The organism is Rhizobium freirei PRF 81, from assembly GCF_000359745.1.
Classification (GTDB): Bacteria; Pseudomonadota; Alphaproteobacteria; order Rhizobiales; family Rhizobiaceae; genus Rhizobium; species Rhizobium freirei.
Genome location: NZ_AQHN01000013.1, coordinates 183465 through 195488, shown reverse-complemented (window position 1 = coordinate 195488; position 12024 = coordinate 183465). Strand labels below are relative to the sequence as shown.

The window sequence follows — 12024 nt, the reverse complement described above, 5'->3', positions numbered from 1 at the left end:
TACAACCGGGTTTCTCACTAAAAACGAACATGCCTTAGAGATTGTAAGGCAGCTGATTGCAGCTTTCGCGGTCGAAGATATACTCCCCGGCATGATCGACCTCGTGGCTGCCCGTTGGGGCCAAATCCTTGCCATCCTCTCCATCGCCATGGGAGCGGCGGCCGCAATCCACGCAGCAATGACAAAAGAGGATGTCCGCGCCGCAATCGGTTGGGTCGGTGTCGTCATCCTGTCGCCGATAATCGGCGCGATGCTATATGCCGTCGCCGGCATCAACCGCATCCGCCGCGCCTCGCTCGGTTCGCAGCGCGACGCGCTCTTTCGCGAGAGTGCAACCGGTGAGCTTGCGAGCTTCGACGCCGACGACGATCAGGTGCGGCGGCTTTTCGGCGAGCGGTTCGGCTCGATGAAGACGCTCGGCGACCGCGTCGTGCGCTATACGATGAGCACGGGCAACACCATTGAGATGCTGGCTAGCGGTGACGCGGCCTATGCCGCGATGAAAGCTGCCATCGACGGCGCCGAGCGCGCCATTCTGATGGAAACTTATATATTCGACCGCGATCCGATCGGCCTGCGTATCGCCGATGCACTGATCGAAGCGGTCAAGCGCGGCGTCAGTGTGCGCGTCCTCATCGATGCCGTCGGCGCCCGCTATTCCGTGCCGAGCATCATGGGCCATCTCAGCGAGGGCGGTGTCGACGTCGCCGTGTTCAACGGCAATGTCATCATCGGCCTCAGATTGCCCTATGCCAATCTGCGCACCCACCGCAAGATTCTGAGCATCGACGGGCGGATCGCCTTTACCGGCGGCATGAATATACGCCAGGGCTTCACGCGCGAATTCGCCCATGAGCAAAGCGCGCGCGACATGCATTTCTGCGTCACGGGTCCGGCGGTCGCCGATCTCTTCAACACCGCCGCCGAAGACTGGCGCTTCGCGACAGGTGAAGTTCTGGACGACGGCGAATGGCGGATTGCGGCGCCTGCCAACGAGCCCGGAGCGCCGGTCTTCATGCGTGTCGTTGCCTCGGGGCCAGACCGCAGCCTGGAAACCAATCACAAGATGCTCATCGGCGCGCTATCGGTGGCGCATAAGTCGATCCGCATCATGTCGCCCTATTTCCTGCCGGATCGGGAGCTGATCAGCGCTCTGGTGACGGCGGCCAGACGCGGTGTCGAGGTCGACGTCGTCGTGCCGACGGCCAACAATCTCGTGCTCGTGGATCGCGCGATGACGGCGCAGTTCGATCAGATGCTGAAAAACTATTGCCGCATCTGGCGTGCGGAAGGGCCATTCAATCATTCCAAGCTTTTGGCAATCGATGGAGTATGGGCCTATGTCGGTTCGTCCAACCTGGATCCACGCTCGCTTCGGCTGAATTTCGAGGTGGATCTCGAGGTGCTCGATCGTGGCTTCGCGGACACGATCGAAGCGCATATCGGCGCAATCCTGGAAACGGCACATCCGGTCGATCTGGATAGGCTGCGGGCAAGACCCTTCGTCGTGCGGCTCATCGAGAAGGTCCTCTGGCTCGGTTCGCCCTATCTCTGATGGGTTCCACATGGACAATCTGCCCTTGTCGCAGCCTTTTTACATGACAAGGCCTAGGATCGCTTCTTATAATCCCAAACAGGTGCCAGACATGATCTGAGCAAGGAACGGCCGACGGATCGATGCGAAAAAAGAAAGAAAGTCTCCGTGCGAGCATTCTGGAAAGCCTGAAGAACCGAAAGAACTCGCACCCAAGACCGGCAAGCAAGCCGGACCGTCCCGAAGGCACGCTGATCGCCTCCTACAATGTCCATAAATGCGTCGGCGCCGACCGCCGCTTCGATCCGGAAAGAACCAGCCGGGTCATTCATGAAATCGACGCCGACGTCATCGGTCTGCAGGAAGCCGACACCCGCTTCGGGGAGCGCACGGGGATTCTCGATCTGCGCCGGCTCGAACGCGAAACCGGGCTCATCCCGGTACCGATCACCGGCACCAGCAAGGCACATGGCTGGCACGGCAATGTCGTTCTTTTCAAGCAGGGCACGGTCCGCGACGTGCATCAGATCAAGCTGCCCGGGCTTGAGCCACGCGGCGCACTGATTGCCGAGATAGAGCTGGCACACGGAGGGAGCATTCGGATCATCGCTGCCCATCTCGGTCTGCTGCATCGCTCGCGCGCCCAGCAAACGCGGTTGATCGTCGATCTCATGAATGACGGCAGCGAAATGCCGACCATTCTGCTCGGCGATCTCAACGAATGGCGGCTGGGTGACCGTTCGTCGCTCAATACTTTCCAGACTGCCTTTGGCCCCCTCCCTCCGGCCGTACCGAGCTTCCCCTCGACGCTGCCGCTTCTGGCGCTCGATCGCATCATGGCAAACCGCCGCGGCATAATCTCGGCGGTCGAGGTGCATGACTCGCCATTGGCGCGCGTGGCGTCGGATCATCTGCCCATCAAGGCCGTCGTCAGCCTTGAGGCATCCGAGGCGGAAGCCCGGTCACGGTCGCAAACGGCTTAGCGAGGTTCGGCACGTCGCCCGCACTGAAGATATATGATGACCGGCAAAAGCCCATATTGTAACCACACGATAACGAGATCGATCGGGAGACAACCATGCTGAAAACTCTATTGCTGACCGGAGCCGCCGGTGGCGTCGGTCAGGCAATCAGGCCGCTTCTGTCGCAGATCGCCGAGAATGTCGTGCTCTCAGATCTCACTCCCATCCGCGACCTGCGCCCGAACGAACGATTCGTTGCCTGCGACCTCGCCGATCGCAGCGGCGTGGACGCGCTGGTTACCGGGGTCGACGGCATCATCCATCTCGGCGGGATCTCGGTGGAAAAGCCCTTCGATTTGATCCTGCAGGGCAATATTCTCGGACTATACAATCTCTACGAAGCTGCCCGCGCAGCCGGCAAACCGCGCATCGTCTTTGCCAGCTCAAACCACACGATCGGCTTTTACCGCCGCGACGAGCGCATCGACAACAAAGTGCCGACACGGCCGGATTCCCTCTACGGCGTTTCCAAAGTATTCGGCGAGGCGGTCGCGAGCCTCTACTTCGACAAGTTCGGCCAGGAAACCTTGTCCGTGCGCATCGGCTCCTGCTTTCCGGAGCCGCGCAATACGCGCATGCTGGCAACCTGGTTCAGCGTGCGGGATTTTCTATCCCTCTGCGGCCGCGCTTTCGACGCGCCGCGCCTCGGTCATACCATCATCTACGGCGTTTCCGACAATGACGAGCAATGGTGGGATAACAGCAACGCTGCCTTCCTTGGCTGGAAACCGCAGGATAACGCCGCTCATTGGCGGGCTGAAATTCTGTCGAGAACGCCCCAGGACGATCCGAACGATCCGGCGGTCATCTACCAGGGCGGCGGCTTTGCCTCAGCCGCCCACCCGGAGGATTGACGGTCAAAGGCTGCTGCGGAACAGCTTCCACCGGGTCGGCCTGAAAGCGATGCGATTGCGGTCGAGCGCATCGGCCTTGTTCGGTGGCAACTCGATCTCGATAGGCTCATACTCGCTGCCGATGTTGATCTCGAGGTGGCGAGTACCCGCAACGCGGCGGCTGGCGACAAGCAGGCCGGCAATTGCGCCGCCGTCGCCATCGCGAAGTTCGATATCGTGCGGCCGGAAATAGAGATCGGCCTCGCCATCCGGCTCGTGCGGCGTACTGAGCCCCAGCGGCTTGTCGTCGAACCAGATCTCGCCACTGGCGATGCGAACCTTGACGCGATTGGATTGGCCGATGAACCCGTAGACGAAGGGTGAGTTCGGCGCGTCGTAGATTTCGTCCGGCGTACCGACCTGCTCGACGGTCCCCTTGTTGAGCACGACGACGCGATCGGCCAGCTCAAGCGCTTCCTCCTGATCGTGCGTCACGAAAACGGTGGTATGGCCAGTCCGATCGTGGATCTCCCGCAGCCACTTGCGCAAGTCCTTGCGTACCTGCGCATCGAGAGCACCGAAAGGCTCGTCGAGAAGCAGGACATTCGGTTCGACGGCCATGGCACGCGCCAGCGCCACGCGCTGGCGCTGGCCGCCGGAGAGCTGGGCCGGATAGCGCTTTTCCAGGCCGTTCAGCTGTACAAGCTCCAGCAGTTCCAACGCGCGCCGGCGAATTTCATCGCGCGGCGGACGCCGCGATGCCGAGCGGACCTTCAGACCGAAAGAGATATTGTCCAGCACCGTCATGTGCCGGAACAGCGCGTAGTGCTGAAACACGAAGCCGATATTGCGCTGCTGCACGGTCTTACGCGAAGCATCATCCTCGCCGAAGAATATCCTGCCGTCCGTCGGCGTTTCCAACCCGGCAATCAACCGCAGCAGCGTCGTCTTGCCGGAACCGGACGGGCCGAGAAGCGCAATGAGTTCGCTGGATCGGATATCCAGAGAAACATCGTTGAGTGCCGGAAAACGACCGAATTCCTTGCGCAGATTTTGAACGCGAACTTCCATCAAGAATTCCTTCAGTGACGCCGGCTGGCTGCGATCTCTTCGCTGTAGCGCATTTCCAGTAACGTCTTCAGTATAAGTGTGACCAGGGCAAGCAGAGCCAGGAGCGTGGCAACGGCGAAAGCGCCCGAGAAATTATATTCGTTGTAGAGGATCTCGACCTGCAGCGGCATGGTGTTGGTTTCGCCGCGGATATGACCCGAAACCACCGAAACGGCGCCGAATTCGCCCATAGCGCGGGCATTGCAGAGCAATACGCCGTAGAGCAGGCCCCATTTGATGTTCGGCAGCGTGACGTGCCAGAAGGTCTGCCAGCCATTGGCTCCCAGGGAGAGCGCCGCCTCCTCGTCTGCACTGCCCTGCTCCTGCATCAGCGGGATCAGCTCGCGGGCGACAAAGGGAAAGGTGACGAACATGGTTGCCAGGACGAGCCCGGGCACCGCGAAGAGGATCTGTATGCCGTTGCTCTGCAGCCAGGGGCCGAGCACACTGTTCGAACTGAACAGAAGCACAAAGACCAGGCCGGATATGACCGGAGAAACGGAGAACGGCAGATCGATCAGTGTCGTCAGGAATGCCTTGCCCTTGAACTCGAACTTGGCGATCGCCCATGCGGCGGCAACGCCGCAGACGAGGTTCAGCGGCACGCTGATGCCCGAGACAATCAGTGTCAGCCGGATGGCTGCGAAAGTCTCTTCGTCGACCAGAGCTTCGAAGAAGGTCCCGATCCCCTTGCGAAAAGCTTCAACAAAAACGGCAGCCAGCGGCAGCAGCACCATCAGCGTCAGGAAGACGAGCGAGATCAGCACGAAGGTGATGCGCGCCACCCGGCTTTCGGTGATGACGGAATGACCGGTTTCGGCGGTGCCGGAAAGATCATGCGCCATAGCCATATCTCCTTCTGCTCCAGGCCTGAATGAGGTTGATGATCAAAAGCATGGTGAAGGAAATGAGCAGCATCACCGTCGCGATCGCCGTTGCCGCGGAGTAATTATATTCCTCGAGACGAATGACGATGAGCAGAGGGGCGATTTCCGAAACATAGGGCTTATTGCCGGCGATGAAGATCACCGATCCGTATTCGCCGGCCGCGCGGGCGAATGCCAGCGCAAACCCTGTCAGCGCGGCAGGCGCCAATCCCGGCAGCAGCACACGGGTTATCGTTTGGAAACGTGATGCGCCAAGGGTCGCCGCCGCCTCCTCGACTTCGCGGTCAATCTCTTCCATGACTGGCTGCGCGGTGCGCACCACGAACGGCAGACCGACGAAAATCAGCGCGATGACGATGCCGACAGGAGTGAACGCGATCTTGATGCCGAGCGGCGTCAGGAACTGGCCGATCCAGCCGTTCGGCGCATAGAGCGTCGTCAAGGCGATGCCGGCCACCGCCGTCGGCAAGGCGAACGGCAGATCGACCATCGCATCGAGGATACGCTTGCCGGGAAAGCGATAGCGCACCAGCACCCAGGCCAGGATAAGGCCGAGTACGGCATTGACGAGCGCGGCGGCAAAGGCACCGCCAAAACTCATGCGCAGCGCGTAGAGCGTGCGCACGTCAAGGGCGAGGGCCCAGAATTTCTCCCAGCCGAGAGCGCTGCTTTTCCACAGCAGTCCCGACAGCGGAATGAGAACAATGAAGATGAGCCAAGCCAAGGTAACGCCGAGCGCCAATCCGAAGCCCGGAATGACGCTCGGCTGCCGAAACCGCCACCGTTTGCGGGTTATGGAATGCATTCAGTCTTATTGCCCCGGCTTGTAGATCTGGTCGAAAACACCACCATCGTTGAAGAATTTCGGCTGAGCTTGGGCCCATCCGCCGAAATCGTCAATGGTTGCGAGCCTCAAGGCCGGGAAGCGGGCGACATCCTTGGGATCGGCCGCCTCCGGCTTGATCGGCCGGTAATAATGCTTGGCGGCGATCTTCTGACCTTCGTCAGAGTAGAGATAGTTCAGATAGGCTTCCGCGATCTTGCGCGTACCCTTGGCGTCGACATTGCCATCGACGACGGCAACCGGCGGATCGGCACGGATGGAGACGGACGGGGTCACGATCTCGAATTTATCGGGACCGAGTTCGTCGAGCGAAAGATAGGCCTCGTTTTCCCAGGCAAGCAGCACATCGCCGAGGCCGCGCTGGACAAAGGTCGTCGTCGCACCGCGCGCACCGGTATCGAGAACCGGGACGTGCTTCAGGAGCCGAGAGACATAGTCTTGCGCCTTGGCATCATCGCCGCCATTGGCCTGCTTGGCCCAGGCCCATGCCGCCAGAATGTTCCAGCGGGCGCCGCCTGACGTCTTCGGGTTCGGCGTGACGACTTCGACGCCATCCTTGACCAGATCCGACCAGTCCTTGATGGCCTTCGGGTTGCCCTTGCGCACCAGGAAGACGATGGTCGAGGTATAGGGAACGGAATTGTTCGGGAACTTGGTCTTCCAGTCGGCGGGGATCTTATGCGTCGCCTTGGCGATCGCGTCGATATCGCCCTCCAGCGCCAGCGTCACGACATCGGCATCAAGACCGTCGATAACGGAGCGCGCCTGTGCGCCGGAGCCACCATGCGAAGCCTTGATGCTGATCGTCTCACCGGTGTCCTTCTTCCACTTTGCAGCAAAGACGGTATTGAAATCCTTATACAACTCACGCGTCGGATCGTAGGAAACATTCAGAAGCGTCTTGTCCGCCGCCCAAGTCGGCGCAATCGCCGCGACCGAGAAGCCGCCGATCAAAACTGCCGTGGCAAGAAGCCGAGAAAGCTTTACCGTCTGCATGGATGAACCCCCCTTCGTTTGTCCTTAAACCCTATCAACTTGGTCGTATAAAGTAACGAAGACCGTTCCCGTTTTAAGGAACTCTGGAGAACAGCATCCCATAGAATCCGGAAAAGTGAAATCACATTCCTGATAGTCGCGCGCCGTCACAATCACCGGTATCCGGCGATCGGGTCAACCCTGAAAGATCGAATAGAGTTCAGCGGCGCTCTTTGCCTGCTTCATCGCTGCCAGCACGCCCTCCGTTCTCAGTCGCCGCGCGATAGCTGCCAGCACGTTCAGATACTCGCTGCGCCCACCCTCCCCGAAAAGCAGCACAAAGGCCCATTCGGTCGGGATATCGTCGATGGCCTCGAAGTCCACCGGGTGGGAGAAACGAACTAATAGGCCACGCGGTCTCGTCATGCCCGCGATTGCGGCATGCGGAACGGCCACACCATTGCCGATGCCGGTCGTCCCGAGCTTCTCGCGCGTTTCCAGCGCCCGCAGAACCGCCCCGCCGTCAAGGCTGAAACAGCTGGCTGCCTTGGATGACAGCATCTGCAGCGCCCGCCATTTTGTCGGGGCGGCCACTCCGATGAAGACATGCTCAGGCAGGATGATGGTGGAAAGATCCATGGTCGCTCTTAGGGGTCGGGCAATCGATAATGCTGACTATAATGCCGAGGTAACGTTCATCGTGATGCCGATCAGGAAGCGAACATTCCTGATCGCGGCGCAGAATCCCTCATCTCACTCCGGCTCGCGAAGGCGATAGCCGACTCCGGTTTCGGTGGTGATGTAATGGGGCTGATCGGGAATCTGCTCGATCTTCTGTCTGAGCTGGCGAACGTAGACACGCAGATACTGCACATCCGCCGCAGGTCCCCAGATCTGTTTCAGCAAAAACTGATGGGTCAGCACCTTGCCGGCGTGCTGGGCCAGCACGCGCAAAATATCGTACTCCTTCGGCGACAGCTTGATCTCGTTGCCGTCGACCTTGACGATGCGCTTGACCAAATCAATCGAAAGGCCGCCGGTCTGGAAGATCGCCTTTTCGCCCTGCTGCTGCAGCCGGTGGCGCAAGGCGACGCGAATGCGCGCCGCAAGCTCGTTGACGCCAAAAGGCTTGGTGATGTAGTCGTCCGCACCGCTTTCCAGTGCTTTGACGATACCGGCCTCGTCGGTGCGGCTCGACAGAATGACGACGGGGATCTGTATGCCGTCCTCGCGCCATTCCATGAGCAGGTCCTGGCCGGATTTGTCGGGTAGCCCGAGATCGAGCACGACCAAATCTGGCCGATCCTCATCGACCGAGGCCTGGGCGGCAGCGGCATTCTGGGCCTCGTTGACAACATAGCCCTGGGCACCGAGGCCGACGCGCAGCAGTTTGCGGATCGGCGGTTCGTCGTCGACGACGAGAATCTTGACGGCAGTCGTGTTCATTTCAATTCATCCAGCTTCGGGACATCCGTTGGTCTTGGCATGCGGATGGTGAAAACCGCCCCTTGGCGATCCGTTCGATTGCCGGCGGCGATGATGCCGCCCATGGCCTCGACAAAGCCGCGGCAGATGGACAGGCCAAGGCCGGTGCCCGCCCTCACCTGATCACCCTTGCGCACGCGGTAGAACGTGTCGAAGACACGCTCGAGATCGGCGGGCGGGATACCGAGCCCCTCGTCCATGACCCGGAAGACGATATTGTCGATATCGGCCCATGCCTCGAGACGAATGGCCGAACCATCCGGGGCATATTTGGCAGCGTTGTCGAGCAGGTTGAAAAGGACCTGCTCGAACAGCACCGGATCGACCTTCACCATCGGCAGGTCGGCGGGTATCTGAACCTCGACGCGATGGCGGCTCAGGATCTTCTCAGCGCGCCGCAGCGCGCTGCCGACGATATCGCCGGCATAGTGCAGAGCATAATTGGGCTCCATCGCACCGGATTCGATCTTGGTCATGTCGAGCAGGTTGACGATGAAGCGGTTGAGCCGTTCGGATTCGTCGATAACGGTCGACAGAAGATCGACGCGATCCTCATGCGGCAGCGTTTCCAGATAATCGCGCAAGGTTCCCGCGGCCCCCATGATCGCGGCAAGCGGCGTCTTCAGATCATGCGAAATCGAAGTCAGCAGCGCCGAGCGCAGCCGATCCGCCTCAACGGCCAGCTTGGCACGGTCGACATCGGCCACGAGCTGCACACGCTCGATGGCAAGCGCCGCCTGATCGGCGAGAGCATCGAGCAGCCGCTGTTGCTCCGGCGTCAGGAGCGGCCCATCGCGGCGATCATTGTCGAGACCGATGACGCCGACGGCCGTGCGGCCCGTGCGCAGCGGAACATAGAGACGCTTGGCGCCCGGCAAGGTATCGGCGCCGCGTCCGGCGGCGTGATTGTGCTCCCACGCCCAGCGCGCCGCCGCGATATCGGCGTCGTCGAGCGTGTCATCAGGCGGATAGCCAGCCTTGACGGCGATCGTGCCGTACTCTGGCAGAAGCAGGACAACCCGTAATTTGAGCATCGAAGCAAGTTGAAAGGCCGTTGCCCACAGCACATCGTCGAGCGTACCGGTGCCGGCGAGCTTCTTCGAAAACAGGTAAAGGTCCTCGGTCGTTCGCGCCCGTTGTCGCGCGGCGGCGGCTTGCCGCTGCACCGTTGCCGTCAGATTGCTGGCGATAATCGCAACGCCGAGGAAGAAGAAGAAGGCGAGCACGCTCTCGGGATCGCTGATCGTCAGCGTATAGCGGGGCGGCAGGAAGAAGAAATTGAAGGCGAGCGCGCCGAGAATGCAGGAATAGAGTGCCGGGCGCAGGCCCTGCGTCACCGCGCTGGCGAGGACCGCCATCAGGAAGACAAGCGCAAGATTGCGCACATCCAGCACCTGATCGAGGATGACGCAGAACCCGAGCGCAATGGCGACATAGAGCGTTGCCAGAACATAGCCGCGCAACTGGAAGGGAGGCGGCGAAGGCGCCACTTTGACGCCGCGCCTTGCAGGCTCTCCATCCGCATCGCTGCCGGAAATGACATGGACGCTGATATCGCCGGCCTTGCGGATGAGATCGTAGGAAACCGAACGGCGAGACCAGTCTCGCCAGGACCCGATTTTTGGCGACCCGATGACGATGTGGGTCACATTGTTGCTGGCCGAATGACGAAGCAGCTCCTCCGCCACCTCACGGCCAGGAAGGGTGATGGCCTCGCCACCGAGCTGCTCGGCAAGCCTGAGCGTCGCGGCAATCGTATCGCGCTGCGCCTCCGTCAGGCTGATCGACCGGTTGGTTTCGACGTAGACGGCAGCCCAAGGCGCGCGCAGACGCGACGCCATGCGCGCGGCATAACGCACCAGCGCGGCCGAGCGCGGATGATGATCGATGGACACAAGCACACGTTCGCCCGCAGCCCAGGGCCCAGAGATCGCATGGGCCTGCATATGGGTCAGAAGCTGGTCGTCGACGCGCTGCGCCGTGCGCCTCAGCGCCAGCTCGCGCAGCGCCGTCAGATTGCCTGGCGTGAAATAGTTGGTCAGCGCCCGTTCGGCCGTTTTCGACACATAGACCTTGCCATCGTGCAGACGCTTGATCAGGTCGTCCGGGGTCAGATCGATGATCTCGACGTCGTCAGCTAGATCGATGATCGAATCCGGCACCGTCTCCCTGACTCGGATGCGCGTGATCTGCGAGACCACGTCGTTCAGGCTCTCGACGTGCTGGATATTCAGCGTCGTATAGACATCGATGCCGCGCTCCAGAAGCTCCTTGACATCGAGGTAACGCTTCGGATGACGGCTGCCATGGGCATTCGTGTGCGCCAGCTCATCCACCAGCACCAGCCCGGGGCGACGTTTCAGAATGGCATCGAGATCCATCTCCTCGAGAGTCCGGCCCTTGTAGTCGACCGCAACGCGCGGAATGATTTCGAAGCCGTCGAGCAAGGCCTGCGTCTCGCGCCGGCCGTGGGTTTCGACCACGCCGACGACCACATCCACACCGTCGGCGACTTTCGCCTTGCCGGAGATCAGCATCTCATAGGTCTTGCCGACGCCGGGCGCTGCGCCCAGAAAGATTTTCAGCCTTCCGCGTGCCTCGGCCTTCGCTTTTTCCAGAAGCGCATCGGGCGAAGGCCTGCTCATCATATCGCGGCTGTCATCTGCCATCGGTAGCTTGTCTTTCCTGACGAGGTTGAGACGGCGCAAACCGTCTCAACCTGCTCGACTTACTGTTTCATAGAAGCATCAAGTGCCTGGTTCAATGCCAGTACATTGACGACGGGCTCCCCGAGGACACCAAGTTCTCTGGATTCGACGGAGGCGTCGACGATCGACTTGAGCTTGGCCTCATCCATATTGCGCGCCTTGGCGACGCGCGGGATCTGGAAATAGGCGGCGTCCGGCGAAATCTGAGGGTCGAGACCGCTGCCCGAGGTGGTCACCAGATCCATCGGAACCGGCATGTTCGGGTTCTGCGTCTGCAATGTCGCAGCATCGCCCTTGACGCGAGTGATCAGGCTCGAATTGGTCGGGCCTAGGTTGGAGCCGCCGGAATTGGCCGCATTGTAAGGTGCACTAACCGATTTGGTCGGGTCATTCGGGTCTGCGGCTGTCGTGGCCGACGGGCGGCCATGGAAATACCGGTCGCTGGTGAAATTCTGGCCGATGAGGCTGGAGCCGATCACCTTGCCGTCCTTCTCCACCAGGCTACCGTTCGCCTGATGGGGAAAGAGCGCCTGAGCGACGCCCGTCATGGCGAGCGGATAGGCAAGGCCGGTCAATACAGTCGTGGCGACGATCATGACGATAGCAGGTCTGATTTGCTTGAGCAT

11 protein-coding genes are annotated in these 12024 nt (G+C 60.8%); 3 read left to right on the top strand and 8 right to left on the bottom strand.

All coding sequences use genetic code 11. From position 1 onward, the window contains the following. The first annotated feature begins 91 nt into the window (after nucleotides 1-91). The 3 genes from RHSP_RS06480 to RHSP_RS06470 all read left to right on the top strand — a co-directional run bounded on the left by RHSP_RS06480 (nucleotide 92) and on the right by RHSP_RS06470 (nucleotide 3410). Nucleotides 92-1555, top strand: a complete 1464-nt coding sequence (locus tag RHSP_RS06480) for a phospholipase D-like domain-containing protein (RefSeq protein ID WP_037149998.1) — start codon at nucleotides 92-94, stop codon at nucleotides 1553-1555. A gap of 122 nt (nucleotides 1556-1677) precedes the next feature. Continuing rightward, nucleotides 1678-2517 carry an endonuclease/exonuclease/phosphatase family protein gene (locus tag RHSP_RS06475; RefSeq protein WP_004110857.1) on the top strand — a complete coding sequence of 280 codons (840 nt, stop codon included), beginning with the start codon at nucleotides 1678-1680 and terminating at the stop codon, nucleotides 2515-2517. A 95-nt stretch (nucleotides 2518-2612) separates the two neighbouring features. After that, on the top strand, nucleotides 2613-3410 hold the full coding sequence (locus RHSP_RS06470; protein WP_004110854.1) for an NAD-dependent epimerase/dehydratase family protein: 798 nt from the start codon (nucleotides 2613-2615) through the stop codon (nucleotides 3408-3410). 3 nt (nucleotides 3411-3413) lie between these two features. Here RHSP_RS06470 and RHSP_RS06465 read toward each other — a convergent pair whose 3' ends face one another. From RHSP_RS06465 to RHSP_RS06430, 8 genes are all read right to left on the bottom strand, one after another. Further along, nucleotides 3414-4460, bottom strand: a complete 1047-nt coding sequence (locus RHSP_RS06465) for a sulfate/molybdate ABC transporter ATP-binding protein (RefSeq protein WP_004110852.1) — start codon at nucleotides 4458-4460, stop codon at nucleotides 3414-3416. A gap of 11 nt (nucleotides 4461-4471) precedes the next feature. Further along, a complete protein-coding gene (gene cysW / locus RHSP_RS06460) occupies nucleotides 4472-5344 on the bottom strand; it encodes a sulfate ABC transporter permease subunit CysW (protein WP_004110850.1) in 873 nt (290 codons plus the stop codon). Continuing rightward, on the bottom strand, nucleotides 5334-6191 hold the full coding sequence (cysT, locus tag RHSP_RS06455) for a sulfate ABC transporter permease subunit CysT (protein WP_004110847.1): 858 nt from the start codon (nucleotides 6189-6191) through the stop codon (nucleotides 5334-5336). The genes cysW and cysT overlap by 11 nt, the downstream gene beginning before the upstream one ends. 6 nt (nucleotides 6192-6197) lie before the next feature. Continuing rightward, entirely contained in the window at nucleotides 6198-7226 is a 1029-nt protein-coding gene (locus tag RHSP_RS06450) for a sulfate ABC transporter substrate-binding protein (protein ID WP_004110844.1), read from the bottom strand. Nucleotides 7227-7400: 174 nt separating this feature from the next. Beyond that, nucleotides 7401-7844 (bottom strand): PTS sugar transporter subunit IIA, encoded by a 444-nt coding sequence (locus RHSP_RS06445; protein ID WP_004110841.1) that lies wholly within the window; start codon nucleotides 7842-7844, stop codon nucleotides 7401-7403. Nucleotides 7845-7958: 114 nt separating this feature from the next. Continuing rightward, a complete protein-coding gene (locus tag RHSP_RS06440; protein WP_004110837.1) occupies nucleotides 7959-8651 on the bottom strand; it encodes a response regulator in 693 nt (230 codons plus the stop codon). Further along, complete coding sequence (locus tag RHSP_RS06435; RefSeq protein WP_004110834.1) at nucleotides 8648-11359, bottom strand: sensor histidine kinase; 2712 nt, start codon at nucleotides 11357-11359, stop codon at nucleotides 8648-8650. Before RHSP_RS06435 ends, RHSP_RS06440 begins: the two co-directional genes overlap by 4 nt. A 59-nt stretch (nucleotides 11360-11418) precedes the next feature. Then, nucleotides 11419-12024, bottom strand: a complete 606-nt coding sequence (locus RHSP_RS06430; RefSeq protein ID WP_004110830.1) for a K(+)-transporting ATPase subunit C — start codon at nucleotides 12022-12024, stop codon at nucleotides 11419-11421.